Source organism: Pseudomonas sp. AC255 (genome assembly GCF_979258175.1).
Genome location: NZ_OZ409841.1, coordinates 1,406,334 through 1,430,532, shown reverse-complemented (window position 1 = coordinate 1,430,532; position 24,199 = coordinate 1,406,334). Strand labels below are relative to the sequence as shown.

General features: G+C 61.2%; 23 protein-coding genes and 3 pseudogenes. 7 read left to right on the top strand and 19 right to left on the bottom strand.

Going from position 1 to position 24,199, the window contains the following annotated elements; all coding sequences use genetic code 11:
• Positions 1-65 precede the first annotated feature (65 nt).
• From ACZZ0K_RS06705 to ACZZ0K_RS06665, 9 genes are all read right to left on the bottom strand, one after another.
• A complete protein-coding gene (locus ACZZ0K_RS06705; RefSeq protein WP_463559026.1) occupies positions 66-695 on the bottom strand; it encodes a hypothetical protein in 630 nt (209 codons plus the stop codon).
• Positions 696-796: 101 nt separating this feature from the next.
• On the bottom strand, positions 797-1,174 hold the full coding sequence (locus ACZZ0K_RS06700; protein ID WP_463559025.1) for a hypothetical protein: 378 nt from the start codon (positions 1,172-1,174) through the stop codon (positions 797-799).
• Positions 1,164-3,815: a toxin VasX gene (locus tag ACZZ0K_RS06695; RefSeq protein ID WP_463559024.1), complete on the bottom strand. Its 2,652-nt coding sequence runs from the start codon at positions 3,813-3,815 to the stop codon at positions 1,164-1,166. Before ACZZ0K_RS06695 ends, ACZZ0K_RS06700 begins: the two co-directional genes overlap by 11 nt.
• A complete protein-coding gene (locus ACZZ0K_RS06690; RefSeq protein WP_463559023.1) occupies positions 3,733-4,749 on the bottom strand; it encodes a toxin VasX in 1,017 nt (338 codons plus the stop codon). Before ACZZ0K_RS06690 ends, ACZZ0K_RS06695 begins: the two co-directional genes overlap by 83 nt.
• Positions 4,746-5,612: a DUF4123 domain-containing protein gene (locus ACZZ0K_RS06685; RefSeq protein ID WP_243243400.1), complete on the bottom strand. Its 867-nt coding sequence runs from the start codon at positions 5,610-5,612 to the stop codon at positions 4,746-4,748. The genes ACZZ0K_RS06690 and ACZZ0K_RS06685 overlap by 4 nt, the downstream gene beginning before the upstream one ends.
• Entirely contained in the window at positions 5,609-7,612 is a 2,004-nt protein-coding gene (gene tssI / locus ACZZ0K_RS06680) for a type VI secretion system tip protein TssI/VgrG (protein WP_258706962.1), read from the bottom strand. Before tssI ends, ACZZ0K_RS06685 begins: the two co-directional genes overlap by 4 nt.
• Positions 7,613-7,882: 270 nt before the next feature.
• Complete coding sequence (locus ACZZ0K_RS06675) at positions 7,883-8,839, bottom strand: quinone oxidoreductase family protein (RefSeq protein WP_073471383.1); 957 nt, start codon at positions 8,837-8,839, stop codon at positions 7,883-7,885.
• 31 nt (positions 8,840-8,870) lie between these two features.
• Positions 8,871-9,044 carry a DUF1427 family protein gene (locus ACZZ0K_RS06670; protein WP_073471384.1) on the bottom strand — a complete coding sequence of 58 codons (174 nt, stop codon included), beginning with the start codon at positions 9,042-9,044 and terminating at the stop codon, positions 8,871-8,873.
• A 226-nt stretch (positions 9,045-9,270) separates the two neighbouring features.
• Positions 9,271-10,035, bottom strand: a complete 765-nt coding sequence (locus tag ACZZ0K_RS06665) for an AraC family transcriptional regulator (protein WP_258706963.1) — start codon at positions 10,033-10,035, stop codon at positions 9,271-9,273.
• A 145-nt stretch (positions 10,036-10,180) separates the two neighbouring features.
• On the opposite strand from ACZZ0K_RS06665, the gene ACZZ0K_RS06660 reads away from it, so the two are divergent.
• Both ACZZ0K_RS06660 and ACZZ0K_RS06655 read left to right on the top strand, forming a co-directional pair.
• Positions 10,181-10,408 (top strand): DUF6555 family protein, encoded by a 228-nt coding sequence (locus ACZZ0K_RS06660; protein ID WP_016775403.1) that lies wholly within the window; start codon positions 10,181-10,183, stop codon positions 10,406-10,408.
• Between the two features lie 49 nt (positions 10,409-10,457).
• A complete protein-coding gene (locus tag ACZZ0K_RS06655; RefSeq protein WP_071172989.1) occupies positions 10,458-10,730 on the top strand; it encodes a hypothetical protein in 273 nt (90 codons plus the stop codon).
• A 21-nt stretch (positions 10,731-10,751) separates the two neighbouring features.
• Here the strand turns inward: ACZZ0K_RS06655 and ACZZ0K_RS06650 are convergent, their stop codons facing one another.
• The 3 genes from ACZZ0K_RS06650 to ACZZ0K_RS06640 form a co-directional block, all read right to left on the bottom strand.
• Complete coding sequence (locus ACZZ0K_RS06650; protein WP_016775405.1) at positions 10,752-10,919, bottom strand: metallothionein; 168 nt, start codon at positions 10,917-10,919, stop codon at positions 10,752-10,754.
• A gap of 654 nt (positions 10,920-11,573) precedes the next feature.
• Positions 11,574-12,026 (bottom strand): DMT family transporter, encoded by a 453-nt coding sequence (locus ACZZ0K_RS06645; RefSeq protein WP_243243397.1) that lies wholly within the window; start codon positions 12,024-12,026, stop codon positions 11,574-11,576.
• Between the two features lie 3 nt (positions 12,027-12,029).
• Positions 12,030-12,515: a DMT family transporter gene (locus ACZZ0K_RS06640; protein ID WP_258706964.1), complete on the bottom strand. Its 486-nt coding sequence runs from the start codon at positions 12,513-12,515 to the stop codon at positions 12,030-12,032.
• 113 nt (positions 12,516-12,628) lie between these two features.
• On the opposite strand from ACZZ0K_RS06640, the gene ACZZ0K_RS06635 reads away from it, so the two are divergent.
• On the top strand, positions 12,629-13,564 hold the full coding sequence (locus tag ACZZ0K_RS06635) for a LysR family transcriptional regulator (protein ID WP_258706965.1): 936 nt from the start codon (positions 12,629-12,631) through the stop codon (positions 13,562-13,564).
• A 201-nt stretch (positions 13,565-13,765) separates the two neighbouring features.
• Here ACZZ0K_RS06635 and ACZZ0K_RS06630 read toward each other — a convergent pair.
• From ACZZ0K_RS06630 to ACZZ0K_RS06620, 3 genes and pseudogenes are all read right to left on the bottom strand, one after another.
• A pseudogene (locus tag ACZZ0K_RS06630) lies at positions 13,766-14,359 on the bottom strand (methyl-accepting chemotaxis protein); the annotation flags it as partial.
• 312 nt (positions 14,360-14,671) lie between these two features.
• A pseudogene (locus ACZZ0K_RS06625) lies at positions 14,672-15,448 on the bottom strand (cache domain-containing protein); the annotation flags it as partial.
• Between the two features lie 193 nt (positions 15,449-15,641).
• A complete protein-coding gene (locus ACZZ0K_RS06620; protein ID WP_024013513.1) occupies positions 15,642-16,958 on the bottom strand; it encodes a Na+/H+ antiporter family protein in 1,317 nt (438 codons plus the stop codon).
• 462 nt (positions 16,959-17,420) lie between these two features.
• Here ACZZ0K_RS06620 and ACZZ0K_RS06615 point away from each other — a divergent pair.
• Positions 17,421-18,719, top strand: a pseudogene (locus ACZZ0K_RS06615) (methyl-accepting chemotaxis protein); the annotation flags it as partial.
• 102 nt (positions 18,720-18,821) lie between these two features.
• Positions 18,822-19,577: a methyl-accepting chemotaxis protein gene (locus ACZZ0K_RS06610; protein WP_463559753.1), complete on the top strand. Its 756-nt coding sequence runs from the start codon at positions 18,822-18,824 to the stop codon at positions 19,575-19,577.
• A 201-nt stretch (positions 19,578-19,778) separates the two neighbouring features.
• Here the strand turns inward: ACZZ0K_RS06610 and ACZZ0K_RS06605 are convergent, their stop codons facing one another.
• Genes ACZZ0K_RS06605 through ACZZ0K_RS06590 form a run of 4 tightly spaced genes read right to left on the bottom strand, consistent with a single transcriptional unit; the run spans position 19,779 to position 22,380 of the window.
• A complete protein-coding gene (locus ACZZ0K_RS06605; protein WP_236169379.1) occupies positions 19,779-21,092 on the bottom strand; it encodes a sensor histidine kinase in 1,314 nt (437 codons plus the stop codon).
• The gene (locus ACZZ0K_RS06600) at positions 21,089-21,757 is read right to left on the bottom strand and encodes a response regulator transcription factor (protein ID WP_016775412.1); all 669 of its coding nucleotides are present in this window, start codon (positions 21,755-21,757) and stop codon (positions 21,089-21,091) included. Before ACZZ0K_RS06600 ends, ACZZ0K_RS06605 begins: the two co-directional genes overlap by 4 nt.
• Before the next feature lie 3 nt (positions 21,758-21,760).
• Positions 21,761-22,072, bottom strand: a complete 312-nt coding sequence (locus ACZZ0K_RS06595; RefSeq protein ID WP_016775413.1) for a PepSY domain-containing protein — start codon at positions 22,070-22,072, stop codon at positions 21,761-21,763.
• Complete coding sequence (locus tag ACZZ0K_RS06590; RefSeq protein ID WP_016775414.1) at positions 22,072-22,380, bottom strand: PepSY domain-containing protein; 309 nt, start codon at positions 22,378-22,380, stop codon at positions 22,072-22,074. The genes ACZZ0K_RS06595 and ACZZ0K_RS06590 overlap by 1 nt, the downstream gene beginning before the upstream one ends.
• Before the next feature lie 292 nt (positions 22,381-22,672).
• On the opposite strand from ACZZ0K_RS06590, the gene ACZZ0K_RS06585 reads away from it, so the two are divergent.
• Together ACZZ0K_RS06585 and queD are read left to right on the top strand one after the other, a co-directional pair.
• Complete coding sequence (locus ACZZ0K_RS06585; RefSeq protein WP_258706968.1) at positions 22,673-23,752, top strand: patatin-like phospholipase family protein; 1,080 nt, start codon at positions 22,673-22,675, stop codon at positions 23,750-23,752.
• Between the two features lie 85 nt (positions 23,753-23,837).
• On the top strand, positions 23,838-24,194 hold the full coding sequence (queD, locus tag ACZZ0K_RS06580) for a 6-carboxytetrahydropterin synthase QueD (RefSeq protein ID WP_007915588.1): 357 nt from the start codon (positions 23,838-23,840) through the stop codon (positions 24,192-24,194).
• Positions 24,195-24,199: the final 5 nt, after the last annotated feature.

Sequence of the window (24,199 nt, the reverse complement as noted above, 5' to 3'; positions counted from 1 at the left end):
TAGCGTGGTCTCCTGTGGGAGCGAGCCCGCTCGCGAAGGCAATCGAACCTGCCTGCACCGCCCAGTCAGCCCCGCCTGCAAACCTCAGCAAAAATCTGCGTAATCGGCCGATGCGGCTGGCGCTTGTGCATCCGCCGCACTTGTTCACTCAGTCGCAACAACTCTTCACTGGGCTTGGCCCATTGCTCCTTCGGCAGCGGCTCGGACCAGGCACGCATGACTTCCGGCAGCGCCTGCTTGCCGATTCTTTCCAGACGGCGCACTTCCCATTCGACCAGACGGTTGGGAATCGTCCATAAAGTCATGACGTGATACAGGTACCAAAAGAACCCCGACAGCCGCGAGCGGCGGCCTTCACGGATCTGCTGATGCATCCGCGTGCGAGCGTTACGGAAAGTATGCAGCCCTTCGTGGGGTGGGTCGTCCGGGCCTTGCAGGTCTTGCAGGTCCTGAATCGATTTGAGGTCGTTGACTTCGTACTCCATGTAACCGCGAATCGCTTCCCAATGGCTGATCGCGAGCTCCAGGCCGGCGCATTGGAATTCCTGGCTTATGAGGGTTTCACCTTGGTAGAAACCGATGCCCATGCCGTATTGGCGGTGGATGCCGAACTGGGTGGCGCCCTTGGCTTCTATGATCCAGGCGGACAGCGATTCCCATGGGACGAAGACAGGTTCGGTGGCGCCTTCGGGCATGAAGCAGACTTCGCGGCGTTGACGGTTGAAGCGGGTTGGAATTAGGGAGAGGCGTTTTTTGTGGTGGTGGTGCCAGACGCCTAGGCCAATAAACAAGGCAATTAAACCCGTTGAGAACGCCAATTTGTAAATAGCAAAAAAATACCCTCAATGACTTCTTTAATGAACTCCCAGCTATCACCGAACAGAAGTCCTATAAACCCTCCCATCAGTGGATATAGAAACGCGATCATTAATGTGCCGCTGAATGGTCCGCCTAAAATGACTTGCCAAGAAAAAACCTCCAGTGTCCCTAAACCGAAATCCATATAAACGTCATTCAGTTCACCAATATGCGGACCGTAAGCTGGCATTGATGTTGGTAATGGCAAGGGCGCGAGATAGGTAATTTTTCCGCTCGGAAACGCCTCAATGTCACCGGCCTTTCTAGGCTGTTGAAGCGGGCGAATTGTTAATGGATCATCGTGATTATTCAGCATGGTCAGCTCTTTCTAACAGGTGAGCCTCAACCAGCAAAACTGGAGGTTTTTCTTTGACCTGTTGGGGAGTAACAACCCCAAAATGACCCTCACCACGCGGATCTAGGTGAATGACGCGAGTTCGAGATGCCCATTCACCTTTTTCATTCAATGTCTGAACGCACACAGCCAATTCCAGCGTTTCTTTCGCGGGAACAAATTCCGACCCGAGGCCCGCTGGATACTGGAGACAAAGTATCAGTCCTTCTGGGCTGGACTTCACGATGCGCAGGCTGCTTAAAATCTCGTCACTAATGACATCTCGCTGCTCTCGTGGTGCTCCTCGACTGTGCAGCGGAATTGAAATGCGGTGCGCGCCGATACCTAAACGGGAGGTTGGGTTGCCGCCAAACGGAGGCAGCAGATCATTCAGCGTTAGGGTCGGCAATGCTAAGTGAATATCGCTGGGTTTGGCTTTGAATAACAGATCCTTCAGCCAAGAGTCGTACAGATTTGGGCCAATCTGCGCGTAAGGTGCGTGAATTAAAAAAGCCAGATAACTTTGATAGTCATCAAGTGAGTGGTCGCCACGCATCTCGCTATCCCTACTCCACGGTGTGATTTTCAACCATTTATCGTGAGCACTGATGTTGTAGCGGCTGTACAGCCAGCTGCCGCCCAGCTCTAGAACGGTAAAAAGTGCTCCAGCGAGATTGAAGCGGAAAAAGACGGTGGATAAACGTGTGCCAGCAGCGGCCCAAGCAGCTCTTCGAGCGGCATTACTTGACGCCTTCAATACCTTGAATGTGGAGTGGACAGTGTTGGTCAAACCATAGCTAGTAGTTGATGTCATGCCACCAGCTCCCATCGTCGCCAATGCAGCTGCGCTTTGCGCCGAATGATTTCCACTGCGAACCGCCTGTTCCCAGTTTTTGCGCTGCGTGACAAAACTGTTCGTAGAAGAAGCCAACCCTGACAAATATGTAAAAAAACCCAATCCCACATGCAATTTCCCCATCTGCACGTGCACGGTCTGCAAGGCATGGAGCTGAACGCTTGCCACTAGAGAAGCGCAGCGAACTTTTAACGCCGTATCAGCAAGACTTTGTGCGGCACTAAATCCCGCCGCTCCCGTTGCAGCGACTGAATTCATCAACGAGGTCCACACTCTTTCATTTACAGCCTGCCTGCGCAGCTCCCGATAAACCCCCACCAAATTCACCACCTGCACCAACACCACCAACAATCCCATCCCCTCCGTCCGCACCAGACTCGCCTTCGAAACCCCCGCCACCCCCGCGCGAATGTTCTCCAACAACCCACGCAATTCCCCGTGCTGCGCCGGCGGAAACACCACCGTCAATCCCGCTTTCGCCGCTGTGGCGCCATACAGCCGTGCCGAGCGATCCGGCAGTTCATCAATCGGGCTCAACGCCGCCGCGAGGCGGCCTTCGAACAGCGCCAATTGCGTGCGCACGCGGACGATTTCTTCCTGCAATTCCATCGCCCGGGCGGTTTTGTGGCCTTGGCGGTTTTTATTGTGGGTGAGCTGGTTGCGTTCGCGGTTGAGGGTTTTCAGGTAGTCGCGTTCGCGCAGCACTTCCTTGATCGTGGCTTGCAGCGCCGCTTGTTCCGCCGGGGTGGATACGGTGAAGGTCACGCCGCTGGTTCGCGCGGCGTCGAACACGCGCAGGCGCAGGGCTTTGGGCAGGCGCTGGAACAGTTCGTCGAGGTCGGGAATTTTCTCGCCGGCAAGATCAAAACCTTCCAGCGCCCGGCTCAGGCCGAGGTTCAGCGCCGGGCTGTAGGTGTCTTGAACGGCATCGGCGAGGACTCGGCTGTGTGCGGGCAGGTCGTCCAGCGCGGGCAGCTGCGGCTGCTCGATGCTCTGCAACTTGGCCAGCCAGTCCGGCAGGTTGTTGAACATCGCCATGCCGGCGTTGAACAGCGTTGAATATTGCCCGGCCTGTTCGGTCTGCAAACGCAGCGACAAGGTGTAGAACAACGGGCGGGTCAGTTGCGGGTGTTGTTCGAGGTAATCGAGCATTTGCTCGTTGGCCGCGTCGCTGCGGCCGATGTCCTTGAGACAGGCGTATTCGCTGGCGAGCGCCTGATCGATCTGCGCTTGGCCGTCGAAATACCACGCCGAGCGATGGAAACGCCCGGCGCACAGCAGTTGCGCGCGATCGGCGGTGATGCGTTCGAGCAGGCGATTCCAGCGTCCGAGGTTGTCGCGATGACTGTTCAGCACCTCGTCCATGGCCGGGCGGTCGATCAGGTCATTGATGCCGCGTTTGCCGCTGAGCAGCGGGCCGTCGAGCACGTCTTTCATGCGCCGGTTCTGATCCTTGCCGAGCTCGACCAGTGCGCTCAGGTGGCGCTCGACGAAGTCGGCCGGGGCGACTTCAGAAAAATATTCGCGGGTGTAAAAGCGTCGGTCCGCCTCGGCGGTGACGCGAGCGTGCGCGGTGAAATCCGGGGCAACGCCGTCGAAGCGGTTCAGCGCCAGTGACTCGTCCAATGCCTTTTCGCGAAGCTGTTGCAACTCAGGCGTGGCTTCGACTGCAACTGGCTCGACCTCACCACCCTTGTTCAAATAGTCGAGCAGCGCCTGCCGGGTATTTTCCCCGATCCGGCTCGGGCAATTGCTCCAGTTCAGCAAACAATGCCTGGGCGCGCGGATCGTCGCTGGCCTTGGCCAGGGTGTCGAAATCCTGAGCGCCCAACTGGCTCAGCGACTCGATGTAGCTGGCCAGCAGATAGTCGCGCTCGTTGTTGTCGGTGTTGCTCCACTGCTCGATCCAGCCGACCACCAGGTCCTGATAATCAGCCAGATCACGCATCACCCCGAGGTCGTCGTTGACCAGCAGAAACAGCGTGTCGTCCTGATAAGGTCCGCGCACCCGCCCGAGAAATTCGCCGATATGCGCCTCGCGAAAACGTCGCGGGTTTTCCCACAGATAGGGTTCGCGTTCGTGCTCCGGCGCGTCGCTGACCTGCACCGTCGGCATCCGCGTGGCGTCGGCCTCGGCCAGCGGTTTCGCTGTGCAGGCCACTTCCGCCAGCCACTGTTTGGCCTGGGCCACGGTAAGCAGATGCTCGCCCCCGATCAGACAATGCACCGGGCCGAGATCGACGGCCTGCATGAAGTGCTCGCGTTCCTCCGCGCTGTCCAGCACCTGTCGGCATTTCGCCGCGCTCAACTGCACGTCGGCAAAGGTCACGTAAAGGGTGCTTTTGCGCGAAAAGATCAACGCCGGACGTTCTTCGATGGCGCTGCGCTGATCCTCGCTGACGCTTTTGCCGCGATGCAGCAATGCGCTGATGACGCCTTCAAGCACGCGGTATTCGTAGAGCTCGCCGCTGAGACTGTCGACGATGTACAGCCAGCCGTCGCGCAGGCGGCGGATGCCCATGGGGCGCGTGGTCAGAGTGTACGGCAGCGTGATTTCGGTGCTGGGGTCGAAGGGTTTTTCCACCAGGCCGTACGCGAGGGGCAGCAGTTGCACGTGGGTGTTGCGCAAGGGGCAGGCGGCGGGGCCGATGATCGGGGCTTTGGACGCGGCGGCTGCCGCAAGGTCGGCGGGATGGTTCATGGTCGGACTCTTTCAGACGCCCATTGGCGGGCCATTGAAACGGCCAGCGTCAAGCGCTCACCGATCGGTTGCAGGGAGGGCTCGTGCAGCAAATGCTGGATCTGCGGATGCTGATCCGGATCAGCACCATTGAGAGACGCGACAAGGTTGGCGAAGTAAAGCCATTCCGATTGGCTGCTCAGGCCGAGCGCGCTGGCTTTTGCCTCGATTTGTTCCAGAAGCATCCAACGTTCAGCGATGGTTTCCCCGGTATGAAACCGGGGAAAATATTCAAGCAAATACGCATCGACTTGTAGCAACACCCGCCGCCGATCCACCCGATCCAGCGCGGCATCCTGCTCGGCACTCAACCGATACGGCGCCACCAGCGCCCCACCCTGCCCGTGCCGAGGTCGCTGACAGTGCCAGACTCCCCGCGCGCCATCCGCCGTGACCACGCACCCCAGCGGCCCGAACAGACTCGCATCGCCGCTGGCAAACAGCGCCTGCGCTACGGCGGCATCCGCCAGGCGCAACAACACCGGCGAGCCGACCGGCAACTCGATGATCAGCAACTGGCGCAAGTGCGCGACAATTTCATGCGCCGGCGCGGCGCTGAACAACAGCACGCCCCATTCCTGTTGGGCGTGCTGGCGATAAAACCGCGCCACCGGATCGTCAGCGTCAGCGAGCGCCACCAGCAGCGGCGAGACGTCACGCAGGGCCGAAAACGGTGGCTGGTCGTACAGCGCAAAAGCGTTGGCGGCGGGATCGAGCCTTCGCAGTTGCGCCGGCAAATCCGCGATCGTCGCACCGTCGAGCAGCACAAACGCCTGCTGCTCAGCCCACGGCAAACCTTCGGGCCAATCCGTCAAAAGGCTCATGCCTGGGCTGCCTCGCAGATCAGGCAACGCGAGGTCCGCGTGGTCAGCAGCGCATGCCGTTGCTGCACGGCATCGAACGTCGCCTTGAGCAACGGCGCGGCCCCCGGTAGCAACGGTTCCGCTGGCAGACACACCGTCGGCGCCCCGCCCTGCACCACCGGCACACTGCTGAAAATGCCGGCGGCGCCGACCGTAAGCCAATGCCCGCCAGCAGCCAGAGTGATCTGCAGGCCGCTGTTGAAAACCACCTGCTCGCCCGCGCCGAAATGCAGCTGCTGCGCGGCACTGACGCGCTGGCTGGCGACCCGCACATGCTGCTCGCCCTGCACCCACAGATGATCGTTCTGCTTGAGTTCAGTCAGGCGATTGCCATGGGTCAGATGATGTTCTTCGTCGCGCAACTCAAGGCTGGAGACGCCGCCAATCACTTGGCTGTGCAGGTTGTCGATCTGCACACGCAAGTCATTGAGCACGTGCTGCACCAAGTCGCGCTGCGCCCTGATGGAGATTTCTTCCGCACCTTGCCGGTCCTCGATGCGCAGTTCGTTGTAACCACCGCCACCGGGACTGCTCTGGCTGCGCCAGATGCTACGCGTCTGTTGCGCCGGCAGGTCCAGTGGCACCGGGGTTTCGGCGTTGGGCAGGCAGGCGAGCACATGCGGTTTGTCCGGATCGCCATCGGTGAACCCCACTAGCACTTCCATACCGACGCGAGGAATCTGCACGCTGCCGTAGCGGTCATGTGCCCAGGCAGTGGCCACGCGCAGCCAGCAACTTGACTGTTCATCGCGCTGGCCGTCGCGATCCCAGAGCATTTGCACTTTCACGCGGCCGTAGGCATCGCTGTAGATTTCTTCGCCGGGCGGGCCGGTCACCACTGCCAACTGACTGCCGCTGACGCGCGGTTTGACATGCCTGAGCTGCGGGCGAAACACCACGTCCCACGGCGTCGCGACGAAATGGTTGCGATAGCCCTGACTGAAACCATCTGCGTCAGCCTGCTCGGTGAACGCTTCCTCGAGCACTTGCGGCTGTTTGCCGATGTGCTCGACCTCGGTCAGCAACCATAAATCGTTGCAGTCGGCGCGCGAGTAATCCGCCATGGTCATGAAACTGCCACCGCGCATCAGCGCCTGATTGCTGCGCCCGTTAGCCAGACGATAGTCGGCACCATGGCGCTCCAGCGCACGCTGGCTGAGGTGCTTGCCGCGCTCGCGATGGGTGAACTGCCCGGGAAACTCATAATCTTCCAGCAGCGGAACCCGCGCTGCACTGACCTTGGCGTCCAACTGCACTGCGGGCTTTTCGAAGTGATAGTCGCGGCGCTCGACGAGGTTGGAGCGTGGCTCCAGGCGCACAGTGAACTGGTCGATAACCGGCGCATCGGCAACCAGGCCGTTGCCCTGCAAATAGCGCGTCGTCACGTCGTGTTTGAGGAACGCCGTTTGATCGTCGCCGAACACCAACAGGTGCGCCTCACGGCGGTGACGGAAGTGAAAGTGCAGACCCTCCTCTTCGCACAGCCTCTGGATGAAGTGCAGATCGGATTCCTGATATTGCACGCAATACACCCGCGCCGGGTACTCGGCGCTGAGCTGAAAATGCCAGGCATCGGCCTGCATACCGTGATCGCTCAACACATTGGCGATGATCTGCGGCACGCTCAGGTTCTGGAAAATCCGCTGATTGCGCCGATGCGCGAGGTAGGCAAGATGTGGCGCCAGGGTGATCTGGTAACGGCTCAGCCGAACACCGCAATCACCCTGGCCGACCCGATAGATCAGCCCGTGCATGCCGCTACCGTCGGCACCGAAACAGAGAAAGGCCGGCCGATGCAGCAAGCCTTCCAGATCCACATCGGGCCGCTCGCTGACCAGCTCGAGATCCAGTTCATAGGTCTGGTTGAGCACTTCCCGGGTGCGAAAACCGAACACTTGAAGATCGTGGGCAACGCCTTCTATCTCGAGAGTGAAAACAACGGGCCTGCCAGCGATGCGCATCCACCTGTCCCTGTGTCTGATTGAAAGACGGGACTGTGCAACGGTGCACTGCAATGGGTGAAGTCAGAGGTTTCCCTGTTTTGCCGGTCTGCGAGCGAAAAGGACGTGGCCCACAGAGAAACGCCCGGGATCCTACGGAAATGATCCCGAATCCTATGCCTTTCCCCTGTGAGAGCGAGCCTGCTCGCGAAAGCGGTGTGTCAGTCGCCGACCGTTTAACTAATCTACCGTCATCGCGAGCAGGCTCGCTCCCACAGGGATTTGCGTGAGTCAGGGCAGCAAGATGATCTTGTCGCCGCCACCCTGATTGACCTCTTCATAGCGCGCCAGCCCTTCAGCCAGCGGCACCTCCACCAAGCCCTGCGGCAGCGGCAAGCGATCCTCATCGAAGAAGCGCCCGAACTGCTCGAGCATCGCCGCGCACGCCTCAACGCCGTACAACAACGAATTGATCCCGACCACCGAGCCGCCCTTGCGATACAGCGCCAGCGCCGGCAATTGCACATGGCCGTCGACCGGTGCGGCGATGATGGCGATGCGGCCGAAGGTGGCCAGTGCCGCCACCGAGGCGGGCAGCCAGAAACCGGTGGTGTCGAAGATCACATCGGCGCCACCGCGATACACCGCGTTGACCTGGGCACCGAGGTCTTCTGGCTTATCCAGTTGAATCGTCTGATAGCCCTGCTGCTGCAGATCCGCGACCTGCTCGGGCCGGCGCGCCGCCGCCAGCAATTGCGCGCCGCGCACTTTTGCCAGGGCCAAAGCCGCGGTTGCCACTGCCCCGCCGCCGATCACCAGCAAGCGCGTGTCGGCGCTGACCAGGCTGCGTTCCAGCGCATCCCACGCCGTGGTGTACGGCACGCCAAGGCTAGCCGCCTGAGCAAAACTCAAATGCGCCGGTTTGTGCGCCACGCCACTGGCCGGCAGTTTGACGAATTGCGCATGGGCGCCGTCGGCGAAGAAGCCCAGCTCGCGCCCGGTACCCCAGACTTCCTGACCGATCAGTGCTTGCGGCCCCTCGACCACCACCCCGGCAAAATCCCGCCCCGGAACCCGTGGCAGTGTGGTGTAAGGAAAACGCCCAAGGACGTTTTTCACATCGCTGGGGTTGAGGCCGGCAGCCTTGATCTGCACCAGCACTTCATCGGCGCCGGGCACCGGGGTCGGAACGTCGACGAAACGCAGGGAAGACAGGTCGCCGGTCTGATCGAATTGCAACGCTTTCATGGGCACATCCACCGAAAAGAAAAAGGGAAATTCAGGACAACCAGCCAGCGACCAGTTGCCGGCCCAACGGCCACAACTGCTCACCGGCCAACATGCCGAGCAGACCGACCAGCGCGATGGCCGGTGGTGCGGGAGAACGGAAATCGAGCGCGCCGTAAAGCAGGCCGACGCCCAGGCCAATGGCCAGAGAAATGAGGTAGTTCATGAAAGGAACTCCGCCGCGATAAGTGATGGGCAGAGTCTAGGGAATGAGCCGGAGCGGTATCGGCCAAGGACTTCTGAATTTCGGACAAAAAATCCAATTCAAAAGATCCTTGTGGGAGCTGGCTTGCCAGCGATAGCGGTGGGTCAGTCAACATATCCGTTGAGTGCCAAGCCGCCATCGCTGGCAAGCCAGCTCCCACAGGCATCTCACAAGTCAGACATTTTTCCTACACAGCAAATTGCGAAGGCGCCACCCCCAGCTCCCGGCGAAACATGTCGCTGAAACTGCTCGGTGAATAACCCAGTTCGCGAGCAATGACGCTCACCGCCACGCCTTGAATCAACGCCGCCACCGCCGTCGCCAACTGCACCTGCCGTCGCCATTCGGCGAAGCCCATGCCGAGGCTGTCCTTGAACAACCGCGCCAGGGTGCGCACGCTGGCCCCGGCGTTCTGCGCATGCTGCTCGAACGGGATCTCCAGCGACGGCGCGGCCATCACCGCCTGACACAGATTCATCAGACGCCGGTCGGACTCGTCCGGCAGTGGAATCTTCAACTGCGAACGCCTGGCCCGGCGCAGCTCCAGCAACGCCAGCCCGACCAGTGCATCGTAATACTCAGCCTCGCCGTCATCGCCCTGCGCCACCAGCCCGACGATCAACTCGCGCAGCAAACCACCGACTTCAATCACCTGCACCGTCGTATCCAGGGTCGCCGCCAGCGCCGGGCGCAGGTAGATATTGCGCATCTGCAAATCCGACACCACACGAATCCCGTGCGGCACCCCCGGCGGCAACCACACCGCCCGCTGCGGCGGCACCACCAGCGCTTCGTGCGGGGTTTCCACCCACATCACCCCGCTCATCGCATACAGCAACTGCCCCCAGACATGCTCGTGCGGCTCGATGAACAAACCACGCGCATAGGTTCGCGCCAGCGGTTGCACGGGCACATCGGTGTCGGTCAGATCAGGGGGCGCGGCGAGGGCCATGGCGAGCGTTCACAGGGGTTGGCGAAGCCGCCATGGTAACCAGCACGCCGCGCCCTCGCCAACGATAGATACCGTCGGACAATCCGAATGAATTTTCCCGGCACAGCGCGATCCGTTTAATACCACAGGGAGGAATTCGGGCTTTATGAACAACGCAAAACTTTACGTCATCGACTACACACTGCATGGCACCCCCAAGTCGTTCATTATCCGCTCGGACAAAATGGACAACGCCGAAGCCTGGCATTGGGCAAGCTGCGACGCGGGCGTGGGTCGCATCCCGCGCTTCGGCCGCGAGAAAGTGCAAAAAACCAGCAAACCGATGGCAGAAAAATTCGGTCTGGAAAACGTCACCTGGCGCCAGACCAACTGACCCCACCGCCTCCACCGCAGGCTTGGCAATCGACAGGGGGAATCGACCGATGACCGACACTTATCACCCGGCCCGACTGGACTACGGCCTGACCACCTTCTTCGGCCAGATCACCAAAACGGTGAATTGCGCAGTCGCACTGGAAACGGTCGCGGATGACCCTTACCGCTTCACCTTGTGCGTCCAGGCACCGGTACCGGAAGACCTCCACCAAGCCAAGGTTGTGGTGGTCAAGGTCGAAGGGCGAACACTGCAAGGTACGGTGAGGCACTTTGAACGACAGGAAGACGACAGTCTGAAAATGGAAGTGGAGCCTGATTAGGCTCCACTTTTTTTGCCCCGCTTATTTCGGATGAGCGCAACCGCAGCCCTTCATCGCACATTCTTCACCGTGTTTGTGGTGATGAGCGCAAGCCTCGCAGCAATAGTGTTTACCGTGTACAGCGTAGGAATGTTCGCCTTCTTTGATCGTGCAGTTGCAGCCCGGGCAGTCGCATTTTTTATCGGACATGGGACAGACTCCTTGCGTGGTGGTTGTCTGAGGCTTGAGTGGTAAGCCGTAAGGGACAGTGTAGAAGGTGGTGTTGCAGGCTGACCAACTGTTGAGAGATTGGGCGACGCAGAGATGGCTTTCGCGAGCAGGCTCGCTCCCACCAGAACGACATCGCGCTGCACAGACCTGCACATGACATCAAAAGCCCCTCACCCTAGCCCTCTCCCAAAGGGAGAGGGGACTGATTGGGGAGTGCTTCAAAAGTACACCGACCTGATCGTGCGTCACCGAATCCATAATCGATAAGGTCTTTCAGTTCGCTGTATAACGCGAAACAACTCGGTCGGCTCCCTCTCCCTCGGGAGAGGGCTGGGGTGAGGGGCGAATCCCGGCACAAAACCAAAGCCAGACACCACCCGCTCCTAACCACTCAACACAATGAGCGCAAGCTCGAGTACCGCCCTTGATCTTGCCGTGCCGGCCCCATCGGCAGGCTGAGTGGAGGGATCGATCCCGCAGCGAAGGAACCCCGAGCCCCAGCGAGCGGGCCGAACGCCGGGGCCAAGCCTTTTGGTTACTTTTTGGCGTCTGAAAAAGTGACCCGCTGTAAGAGCGGAACCGTAATCAGCAACACCCGCAGCAACGGATATGTACACAGTCAAACAAATAAAATCACTGCGCCTGCCGCGAACTCCGATACATAAACACCAAAGCCACCGCCAGACACACCATCGCCAACATCCGACTCGCAGACAAGCCGATCGCCGGATTCCCCAACCAGCCGAAATTGTCGATCAACATCCCCATCCCCAACTGCCCGACAATCACCGCCACCGTCGCCACAGCCGTCCCGACCACCGGCACCGCGCCAACCATCACCATCATGTACACCACACCAAACAGCGCCCCGGTCAACTGCCACTTCGGCACCTCAAGCAGACTTACCGCCTGCGCCGGCTCGAAAAACAGAATCAACAACCCGGTCACCACCGCGCCCACCGCAAAGGTCAGCAGACTGCTACGCAGCACCCCCACCGTTTCACCCAGACGACCATTGATCGCGGCCTGCACACTCAACACCGCTCCGGCCAATACCACCACCGCCAACAAAATCACCAGACCCATCATTCACACCCGCGCAATCAGAACCAAAGCCACCACAATCAAGCCCAACGCCAGCCAGCGCTCGCCGTTGACCTTCTTGCGCGTCGCGCCGAACCAGCCGAAATGGTCGATCAGCACACTCTTGCCGACCTGACCGGACAAAATCGCAATCATCGTCATGGCAATGCCGATGTGCGGCGTCGCCAGCGTCAGCACCACCACGTAGATCGGCCCGAGAAAACCACCGATCAATTGCCAGCGCGGCAGTTCGGTCAGCGCCGGACCTTTCTGTGGGCCGGCGAACAGCAAGAGCAAAAACAGAATTGCCGAACCCACACCGAAGATGCTCAACGTCGCCCACAAATGCCCGACCTGCTCACCCAGCGGCCCGAGCAAACCAGCCTCGACCGACAAGCCCATACCAGCGAGAATCACCAGCGGCAGCAACAGCAGACGCAACACCGATCTTTTTAGCGGTGCAGCAACCACCCCTTCATTCAACGTCTGCATACATAACCTTCCACGCTCAAGAACAATGGCGCGGATTATCGGCTGGCGCCGCTGTGCGATAAATGGGAGCATCCGGACAACACTTTTGCGCAACACGCACAGCGAGACACGGCATGCACGGGCTCAACGAACTCGGATTCAAAGCGTTAAGGCTGTTTGTGGCGGTCCTCGACCACGGCAGTTTCTCCGAAGTCGCCCGCCGCGAAGGGGTCGCGCCCTCCTCCATTTCGCGGCAGATCCAGTTGATGGAACAGGCGCTGAACCAGCAATTGCTCTACCGCCACACCCGCGCCGTCACGCCGACTGAAGCCGGGCGCACGCTCGGTCACCATGCGCGGTTGCTGCTGGTGCAATTGGAAGAAGCCGAGCAGGCGTTGCAGGAACAGCAAAGCGAACCCACCGGACTGGTGCGCATCAACGCCCCGGTGGTGTTCGGCCAACGCCATCTGACGCCCTGGCTGGGCGAGCTCTGCGCGCGCTATCCGAAGCTGCAACTGGATATCCAGCAAACCGACCATTACGTCGACCCGCTACAGGAAGGCGCCGACCTGCTGTTTCGCATCGGCGCGCTGCACGATTCGAGCATGCAGGCACGCATTGTGGCGCCGCACCGTTTTCAGGTCGCCGCCAGCCCGGCCTACCTCAAACGCCACGGCACACCGCAGCACCCGGACGAACTCGCGCAACATCAGTGCCTGGCCTACAAAGGCGCGGCCGGTCAGCAGCGTTGGTTTTTCCGCCGCGACGGCGAGGACTGGACGCCATACACGGTCAGAGGCCCGATCACCGGCAACCACGCCGACACCCTGACCCAGGCCGCTCAGCAAGGCCTCGGGCTGGTGATGTTTCCGTCGTGGCTGATTGGCGAAGCGGTGCGCGAAGGCACACTGGTGCCGGTGCTGGGGGAATATCAGGTGTCGAACAGCCTGGAACCGCAGCAGATCGCCGTGCTGTGGCCGGGGAGCCGACGGTTGTCGGTGAAGGTGAGGACGGTGATTGATTTTTTTGTCGAGTGCTTTGGCGAGATTCCCTATTGGGACAGAGCCTGAAGATCAAGAGCCCCCTCACCCTAGCCCTCTCCCTGAGGGAGAGGGAACCGACCGAGGTGTCCCACCTACTGCATCGACCTGAAAAACCGCGTCGATTATGGATTCAAAGCAGGACTTTCAGGTCGGCGTAATCCCCCAATATTCCCCAATCGGTTCCCTCTCCCTCTGGGAGAGGGCTAGGGTGAGGGGCTTTTCAGGCCATCAGATACGGAACTGCCCGACCAGCTTGCCCAACCGCTGCCCCAGCTCCGCCAGACTGCGCGACGTTTGCGCGCCCAGTTGCGTTTCATCGGCGACGCTGTCCACCGCCACCGCAATCTGATGCACGCTGCGGTTGATCTCTTCGGCCACCGCCGTCTGCTCTTCCGCTGCGCTGGCGATCTGCGCGTTCATCGAGTTGATCGTCGCGATCAACTGCGCCATGGCGTCCAGCGATGCGCCAGCCTGATTGGCTTGCTGCGAAGTGCCGTCGCCGGCCTCGCTGGAACGGCGCATCGCTTCGACCGCCTGCTGCGTGCCGGCCTGCAAGCGGTCGATCATGCCCTGGATTTCCTGGGTGCTGATCTGCGTGCGGCTGGCCAGTGCGCGTACTTCGTCCGCAACCACCGCAAAGCCACGACCGGCCTCACCGGCGCGCGCCGCTTCGATCGCGGCGTTGAGCGCCAGCAGGTTGGTCTGCTCGGCAATCGAACGGATCACCCCAAGCACGCCGACGATCGAACTGACGTCCTGCTGCAGGCTGTCCAGCGACACGCCGCTGTTGCGGATGTCGTCGACCAGCGCATGAATCTGTTTGATGCTGCCCGCGACCACGCGCTTGGCGCTCTGGCCTTCTTCGTCGGTCTGCTGAGCGGCGACGGCGGCGTTCTGTGCGCTCTTGGCGACTTCCTGGGCGGCGGCGGACATTTCGTTGATCGCCGTGGCGACCTGATCGGTTTCGTGGCGCTGACGCTCCATGGCCTGATCGGAACGCTGCGCCTGTTCCGAGACCTGGGTGACCAGACCGGTCAGTTGCGTGGTCATCTCGGTGATCTGCCGCACCAGGCCGTGGATCTTGTCGACGAAACGATTGAACGAGCCGGCCAGTTCGCCGAGTTCGTCCTGACTGGTGATGTTCAGGCGCCGGGTCAGGTCGCCCTCGCCCGCCGCGATATCATCGAGGTTGGCTTTCATCAGGGTCAGCGGGCGCAGAATGGTGTTGGCCAGCAGCATCCCCGCCGCCGCGATCACCAACAGCACCAGCACCGCAACGCCGACGATGCTCAGCACCACGCCTTGCACGCGCTCCTGCACTTGCGCCTCGACCTGCGCCACTTGCGCTTCGATGCCGTCGAGGTTGACCGAGGTGCCGACCGCCATGTCCCACTTCGGCAGGTATTCGGTGTAGCCAAGTTTCGGCACCAGCACCTTGGCGTTACCCGGCAGCGGCGAGCTGTATTGCAGATAGTGGGTGCCGTCCTTGGCCACTTTGACCAGGCCGAGGTTGACGTAGACGCCGTTCGGATCGCGGTTGTCCTTGAAGCTTTTGCCCACGCCGTCGGGGTCGTTGGCCTTGAACAGGCGCACGGTTTCGGAGTCGTAGCCGAAGAAGTAGCCATCCTTGCCGTAGCGGATGCCCGAGAGCAATTTGATCGCCTGCGCCCGCGCCGCGTCGTCGCCCGGTGCGGCGGCGTCGTACAGCGGCTTGATCGTGGTAATGGCCACGGCGACGTAACTTTGCAGGGTGGCCTTGGCGTCGCTGAGCAGCCGCTCGCGTGTCTGTTCGACCTCCTTGCGCGCCTGTTCCTGGAGGATGAACAGCGTGGTCACGCTGATGACCAGCGCGAAGAGCAGCACCGGCAGAACGGCAAGGGACAGGACTTTAGCCTTGAGACTCAGGCGCATCGGGGGACTCACTCTTTTGATTTTGTTGGCGTGGTTAAAGGCTTTAACGGCACGCCGGGGCAAAAGTTGAGTCCGCAGGCACTGCGTGTCCCTGTGGGAGCGGGCTTGCCCGCGATGGCGGTGTGTCTGAAAGACGAATAACGAATGTGCCGACGCCATCGCTGGCAAGCCAGCTCCCACAGGGTTCAGTGGTTTAGAGAACCATCGCCGCCACCCAGCCAAACACCAGCAGCGGCAGGTTGTAGTGCAGGAAGGTCGGTACGACGGTGTCCCAGATGTGGTGATGCTGGCCGTCGATGTTCAGGCCCGAGGTCGGGCCGAGGGTCGAGTCCGAGGCCGGCGAACCGGCATCGCCCAGCGCACCGGCAGTGCCAACGATGCAGACGATGGCGATCGGGCTGAAGCCCAGTTGCACGCACAACGGCACGAAAATCGCCGCCAGAATCGGCACGGTGGAGAACGACGAACCGATGCCCATGGTCACCAGCAAGCCCACCAGCAGCATCAACAAAGCCCCGACGCCTTTGCTGTGATTGATCCAGGCCGCCGACGATTCGACCAGCGTCTGCACCTGCCCGGTGGCCTTCATCACTTCGGCAAAGCCTGAGGCGGCGATCATGATGAAGCCGATCATCGCCATCATCTTCATGCCTTCGGTGAACAGGTCATCGGTCTCGCGCCATTTGACGATGCCCGACACCGAGAAAATCAGGAAGCCGACCAGTGCGCCGATAATCATCGAGTCCAACAGCAACTGCACCACGAATGCCGAAGCGATGGCCACACCGGCAATCATCAGGCTCAGCGGGTTGTAGTGCACCGCCGTCTGCTCGACCTGTTCGATCTTCGCCAGGTCATACACGCGCTTCTTGCGATAGCTGATAAACGCCATCGCCAGGCCGAAAACCATGCCCAGCGCCGGAATGCCCATGGCGTGGGTGACATTGATGCCGCTGATGTCGACGCCGCTGCGGGCGACGTTGGCCAGCAGGATTTCGTTGAGGAAGATGTTGCCGAAACCCACCGGCAGAAACATGTACGGGGTGATCAGGCCAAAGGTCATGACGCAGGCGATCAGACGGCGATCGAGTTGCAGCTTGGTCAGTACATATAGAAGTGGCGGCACCAGCAGCGGAATGAACGCGATATGGATCGGCAGGATGTTCTGCGAGGCAATCGCCACCACCCACAGCAGGCCGATCAGCAGCCATTTGACGTTACCGCCGCCGGTTGCGTGCTGCCGATCCACCATGGCCAGGGCCTTGTCGGCCAGCGCATGGGCCAGGCCGGATTTGGCAATCGCCACGGCGAACGCGCCGAGCAAGGCGTAGGACAACGCCACCGTCGCGCCGCCGCCCAGGCCGCTGTTGAACGCCTTGAGTGTTGCGTCGATGCCCAGACCGCCGGTCAGGCCACCGACCAGCGCCCCGACGATCAGCGCGATCACCACATGCACGCGCGACAGGCTGAGGATCAGCATGACGCCGACGGCTGCTATGACTGCATTCATTTCACTACCTCAAAAAACACTGCGGGTGGAAACACACCGCCAGACAGGATGAGTCCGCCCGGGGTTGGCCGGCGGATTTGTACAGAGGGTCTTGTTAGAGGGCGCGCACTGTGCCGCAGAGTGGCGGCGCTGTCAAAGCCCTGTGGCGAGGGATTGATCGTTCCCACGCTCTGCGTGGGAATGCAGCCCGGGACGCTCCGCGTCCCTTCCAGGGCCGAACGCGGAGCGTCCGTTGAGGCATTCCTTTGCTGCGCGTGGGAACGATCAATACGCAGGTGTCACGACTGCTTCGCAGCCGAACGGGGATAAATCCCCTCGCCACAGGACTACAGGACTACAGGACCACAGGATCACAGGACCACAGGCCCCGCATGCGGCAATCGGTCATATTGCGCTCACGGCATAAAGAAAGCCGAAACGCGGCCGCTACAGTGCAAAGTCTCAGATATTTATCGGATAAGGATGTTTTCCATGTCGCTCAGACAACTTTCCATCCAATGGAAAATCACCCTGCTCGCCGGCCTCTGCCTGGCCGGTATCGTGACCCTGTTGGTCGGTCTTTCGCTGTATCGCATGGAACACAGCTCGGCGCTGGTCAAGGCCTCGAGCATGGAGATGCTCACCGAGTCGGCGCAGGCGCGGATCGAATCGCAAGGTGAAGTGCAGGCCGCCGGCATTCGTCAGCAATTCATGGACGCCTATCAGTACGGCCACGGTTTCTCGCGGCAGGTACTGTTTTTGCGTGAGCAGGCCGAGAAGCGCTTTCTCGATGCCTTCGACCTGCGCGAGGACATGACCCGTCAGGTCAAATCCGCGCTGCAAGCCAACCCGGACCTGCTCGGCCTGTCGCTGGTGTTCGAAGCCAATGCGCTGGACGGCAAGGACGAACTGTTCGCCGATCAGGCTGAACTGGGCAGCAACGACAAGGGCCGTTTCGCCCTGTACTGGTCGCAGCCGACCCCGGGCAAAGTCACTTCGATGGCGCTGCCGGAAAGCGACATGAGCGACACCAGCACCGGCCCCAGCGGTCAGGCTGCGAATGCCTGGTTCACCTGCCCGCGCACCACGCTCAAACCCTGCGTGATCGAGCCGTACTTCTATGTCATCGATGGCCAGAAAGTGCTGATGACCAGCATCGTCTTCCCGCTGCAGGTCAATGGCAAAGTCATCGCCTCGCTGTCGGTCGACATCAACCTCAATAGCCTGCAAGCGATCAGCCAGAACGCCAGCCGCAAGCTTTACGACGGTCAGACCGCCGTGAGTATCGTCAGCCCCGCCGGCCTGCTCGCCGGTTACAGTCCGGATGCCGGCAAACTCAGCCAGCGCCTGGATGCGGTAGATCAGGCCAGCGGCAGCGAGTTGCTGCGCCTGCTCGCCTCGAGCACTGGCGTGAGCAGCCTGCACAGCAATGGCCAGTTGAAAGTGCTGTCGCCGTTCCAGCCGATTCCCGATGGACCGGCGTGGGGTGTGTTGCTCGATGTGCCGGAGCAAGTCCTGGTCAGCCGTGCCGAAGCGCTCAAGCAGCAACTGGATGCGAGCAATACCTCAGGCACGCTGATCGAACTGAGCCTGGGCCTGCTCGCCGCGCTGATCGGTTTGCTGCTGGTGTGGCTGATGGCGCGCAGCGTGACCAAGCCGATCCTCGGTGTGGCGCACATGCTTGAAGACATCGCCAGCGGCGAAGGCGACCTGACCCGGCGCCTGGCCTACGACAAGCAGGACGAACTGGGCCAGTTGGCCGGTTGGTTCAACAAGTTCCTCGACAAGTTGCAACCGATCATTGCCGAGGTGAAGCGCTCGGTGCAGGACGCGCGCAACACCGCTGACCAGTCCTCGGCCATCGCCACCCAGACCAGCGCCGGCATGGAGCAGCAATACCGTCAGGTCGATCAGGTCGCCACCGCGTCCCACGAAATGAGCGCCACTGCCCAGGACGTCGCGCGCAGTGCCGCCCAGGCCGCCGAAGCAGCCAAAGACGCCGACCGCGCCACCCGCCAGGGTCTGACCGTGATCGACCACACCACCGCGAGCATCGACACCCTCGCCGCCGACATGAGCGCAGCGATGGTCCAGGTCGAAGGCCTGGCCGCCAACAGTGAGAAGATCGGCACGGTGCTGGAAACCATCCGCGCCATCGCCGAGCAGACCAACCTGCTCGCACTCAACGCCGCCATCGAAGCCGCCCGTGCCGGTGAAGCCGGACGCGGTTTTGCCGTGGTCGCCGATGAAGTGCGCAACCTCGCGCGCCGCACTCAGGAGTCGGTGGAGGAAACCCGCCAGGTCATCGAGCAATTGCAGAACGGCACGCAGGAAGTGGTCGGTTCGATGGGCAACAGCCATCGTCAGGCCCAGGGCAGTGTCGAGCAGGTTGGCCAAGCGGTGACGGCGCTGCGGCAGATCGGCGATGCGGTGACGGTGATCAGCGACATGAACCTGCAAATCGCCAGTGCCGCCGAAGAGCAGAGCGCAGTGGCTGAGGAGATCAACAACAACGTGGCGACGATTCGCGATGTGACCGAGTCGCTGTCCGGGCAGGCCAATGAATCGGCGCGCGTGAGCCAGTCGCTCAACAGCCTGGCGAATCACCAGCAGCGGTTGATGGATCAGTTTCGCGTTTGATGCACAAGTGCGGGGTGTCAGTTCCAATCCCCCTCACCCCAGCCCTCTCCCCCAAGGGGGCGAGGGGGAAAGGGAGCCGATCTTCATGCCATTCAAGTCCTGAGTTCGACTCGGATTTCAAGTGGGTGAATCTCTCAAGAACAACACAATCAGTCCCCTCTCCCTCTGGGAGAGGGTTAGGGTGAGGGGCTTTTCAAGGGCTCACCGCCGAGGCAGTTCAATCACCACTTTCAACCCGCCCCACTCGCTTTCGCCCAGCACCAGCAAGCCACCCCAGGTATCGACAATATCCCGCACGATCCCAAGGCCGAGCCCATGCCCGTGGGTCTGCTCATCCAGCCGCGTGCCACGGCTGAACACCTGAGTGCGCTGCTCTTCGGGAATCCCCGGACCGTCATCTTCCACGCTCAGGGCAAAGCCGTCAGACCTTTCGATCACACTCAAGCGCACCTCGGCATCGGCCCATTTGCAGGCGTTGTCGAGCAGGTTGCCGAGCAGTTCGAGCAAATCCTCGCGGTCCCACGGCAGCTGCAAACCCGGCGGTGCGACGTAGCTCAGGGCCAGATGCTCGCCGTGAATCATGTTCAAGGTCGCCAGCAACCCTGGCAGCTCGGCATCGCAATCGAACAACGCGCCGGGCAGCGCATCCCCCGACAACCGCGCGCGATTGAGTTCGCGATTGAGGCGCTGCTGCACCTGTTCCAGCTGTTCCTTGAGGATCCTGCGCAGCTCGGGATGGTCATCGAGCTTGTCGCTGGAGGCCAGGCTGAGCAGCACCGCCAACGGGGTTTTCAGCGCGTGGCCAAGGTTGCCCAAGGCATTGCGCGAGCGCTTGAGGCTGTCTTCGGTGTGGGCGAGCAAATGGTTGATCTGCGCCACCAGCGGCTCCAGCTCCACCGGCACCTGATCGTCGAGTTGCGAGCGCTGGCCCTGCTGCAACTGAGCGATCTGCTCGCGCGCGCGTTCCAGCGGTTTCAGCGCGCGGCGCACGGTCAGGCGTTGCAGGAACAGGATCAACAGCAACGCCGCCAGCCCCAGACCGAGGCCGATCTGGCGCATGCGCTGAAAGCTGTCGCTGACCGGCGTGTAATCCTGGGCGACACTGATCGAGATCGATTGACCCAGGCGTCGATAGTCCGAGCGCAATATCAACAAGCGTTGCCCGCCCGGGCCCAGTTGCAGATTGCTGTGCAGCCCCGGGTGTTGCAGCAGCGGCAGTTCCTGATCCCACAGCGAGCGCGAACGCCAGTGGCTGTCGGAAAAATCGATGCGAAAGTAATGCCCGGAAAATGGTCGCTGATAGGCCGGCGACAGATGCCGTTCATCCAGTTGCAGACCTTGCGGGCCGCGCACCAGCGCAACCAGCAGGCTTTCGCTGTCGTTGCGCAGGCCGGCTTCGAGGTAGCGCTGCAAACCGACTTCGAACAACCACAGGCTGGTTTGCGCCAGCACCAGACCGACCACCACCATCACGCTGATCAGACCCAGGCTCAAACGGCGCTGGATTGATCTCATGAAGCTTGTCCGCCGAACAGGTATCCCTGACCGCGACGGGTTTCGATCACGCTTTTGCCGAGCTTGCGCCGCAGGTGATTGACGTGGACTTCGAGGACGTTGGAGTCACGCTCGGTCTCACCGTCGTAGAGGTGTTCGGCGAGGTGGCTTTTCGAGAGGATCTGTTCGGGGTGCAGCATGAAATAACGCAGCAGGCGGAATTCAGCGGCGGTCAGCTGGATGTCGGCGCCGTCGCGAACCACGCACTGGCGGCCTTCGTCCAGATGCAGGCCGGCGGCTTGCAGGGTCGGCTGGTTGGCCTGGCCCTTGGAGCGGCGCAGCAGCGATTGAATGCGCAGGTACAGTTCTTCCGGGTGGAACGGTTTGGTCAGGTAATCGTCAGCGCCGGCTTTCAGCCCTTCGATGCGCTCGGCCCAGGAATCGCGCGCGGTAAGGATCAGCACCGGAATCGCCAGACCGGCCGCGCGCCACTGCGCCAACACGTCCAGCCCCGGTACGCCGGGCAGGCCGAGATCGAGGATGATCAGGTCATAGGGCTCGCTGCTGCCCTGATACACCGCGTCACGACCATCGGCTAGCCAATCCACCGCGTAGCCTTGGCGCTGCAGGCCGGCGAGCAATTCGTCGGCCAGTGGTACATGGTCTTCCACCAGAAGCAAACGCATCGATCAATCTTCCTTGTCTTTGACTAACTCGCCGGTATCGGCCTTCAGGTGCAGCTCGCGCGCCACGCCCTCGACCGTCAGCAATTCGACTTCGTAAATGTACACGTCGTGTTTTTCTTCCAGCTCGACTTCCAGCAGTTTGGCGCCGGGGTAGCGATCCATGGCCTGCTGCAGCACTTGCTCCAGCGGCAGGATCACGCCATCGCGACGCAGGGCCAGCGCCTCGTCCTGATCGAGGTCGCGAGCCATGGCCGTGCTGCACAACAACACCAGCGCCAGCGCCGTCAGGCGGGTGGCGCGACTATTCAGCTTCATTACGTATCCTGATGATCCCTGAGCACTTCACCATCGACCGCGTTCAACTCCAGGTCCCACTTCAGCCCTTTCGGGTCGCGCAGTTCGATCTGGTAAATGAACTTGCCGTACTCTTCCTCCAGCTCGGTTTCGGTGATTTCCGAACCGGGGTGTTTTTCCAGGGCGATGGCGTTGAGCTTCTCGAAGGAGACGATAGTACCAGCGTCGCGCAAACGAAGCGCTTCGTCAGGTCCGAGATCGCGCGCCAGCGCAGTGTTGGCGCCAAGGCCGAGGATCGAGGCAGTGGTCAGGGCAGTCAGGGTTTTCATGGGTGTCTCCGAATTCTTATATGTTGCTTACGGTGGGCACCATAGCGAGGTCAACTTAACTGAAACTGAATGGCCATCATTGTGCCCCACTGTTGGCAAGATTCCCTGTGGGAGCGAGCCTGCTCGCGAAGACGGAGTGTCAGCTGCAGCGATGTTTCTGACCCGCCGCTTTCGCGAGCAGGCTCGCTCCCACACTGGTTTTGCGTCTGCCCCGTTTGTGGGACAGGCTCACTCCTACATGGGCCTGCAACATGTGCTTATAATCGCCAGCTTGCTAACGATCGAGACCGGTATGACCGCCATCCACATCAAGTTTCCCGCCCTCACCCTCAAGGCCGGCCCACGGGCCATGGCGCGGATTCGTGCGCAGGGATTGCTCGCCGCAGACGTCGGCACCCTGCCCGGTGCGGCCGGTGGGCCGAAGGCGTTGGGGATTCAGGGCCTCGATCTGGCGTTGTTCGGCGAGTGGCTGCCGAGTGCGCCGCGTGAGCGTTCGCTGATCGGCGCCTCGGTGGGTTCCTGGCGCTTTGCCAGCGCCTGCCTGCCGGACGCCGCCGAAGGCATTCGCCGCCTCGGTGAGCTGTACGCCGAGCAGCATTTCAACAAAGGCGTGACCATGGCCGAGATCAGCCAGAGCTCGCAGCGCATGCTCAATGACCTGCTCGACGGCCGCGATGCGAGCATTCTTGAAAACGCCGATTACCGCTTGAACATCATGGTGGTGAAAAGCCAGGGCCGCCTCGCCGAGGACCATCGCGGGCGCCTCGGTCTGGCGCTGGGTTCGGTGATCGCCGACAACCTGCGCGGCCGTGCACGGCTGTCGCGGCACTTCGAACGGCTGATCATCCACGATCCACGCCTGGCGCCGCCGCTTGATGCCTTGACCGATTTCCCCTCGCGTTTCGTTGCGCTCAATACCGGCAACCTGCGCCAGGCCCTGCTCGCTTCCGGGTCGATTCCGATGGTGATGGAAGGCGTGCGCGACCTGCCCGGCGCCGGCGCGGGTACGTTCCGCGATGGCGGTTTGCTCGACTACCACCTCGACCTGCCCTACAGCGGCGATGGCATCGTGCTCTATCCGCACTTCACCGATCGGGTGATTCCCGGCTGGTTCGACAAGACCCTGCCATGGCGCCGCGCTTCGGTGCAGCGTTTGCAGGATGTGCTGCTGGTCGCGCCATCGAAGGAATATCTGGCGCGCCTGCCCTACGGCAAACTGCCCGATCGAAATGACTTCAAACGCTTTATGGGCGATGCGCCGGGCCGGCAGAAATACTGGCACAGGGCGATGGACGAGAGCCGGAGACTGGGTGACGAATTCCTCGAGCTGACGGCCAACGGTCGCCTCGCCGACCGCTTGCTGACCCTTTAGTCAGCACGGCCAAAGACAAGCTGATAAACTCGCCGCCTGCCCGAATCGCTGCGGCGAACGCCATCTGAACAGAGCCGAAAATACCGTGGAAATCTTCAAAGAGTTTACTTTCGAATCCGCCCACCGCCTGCCGCACGTCCCGGACGGCCACAAGTGCGGCCGCCTGCACGGCCACTCATTCAAGGTCGCGCTGCACCTGAGCGGCGACCTCGACCCGCACACTGGCTGGATTCGCGATTTCTCCGAGATCAAAGCGATTTTCAAGCCGCTGTATGAGCGCCTCGACCACAACTACCTGAACGACATTCCTGGCCTGGAAAACCCGACCAGCGAAGTGCTGGCCAAATTCATCTGGAATGAGATGAAGCCATTGCTGCCGGAACTCAGCGCGATCCGCATTCATGAGACGTGCACCAGCGGCTGCATCTATCGCGGCGAATAAGCCGA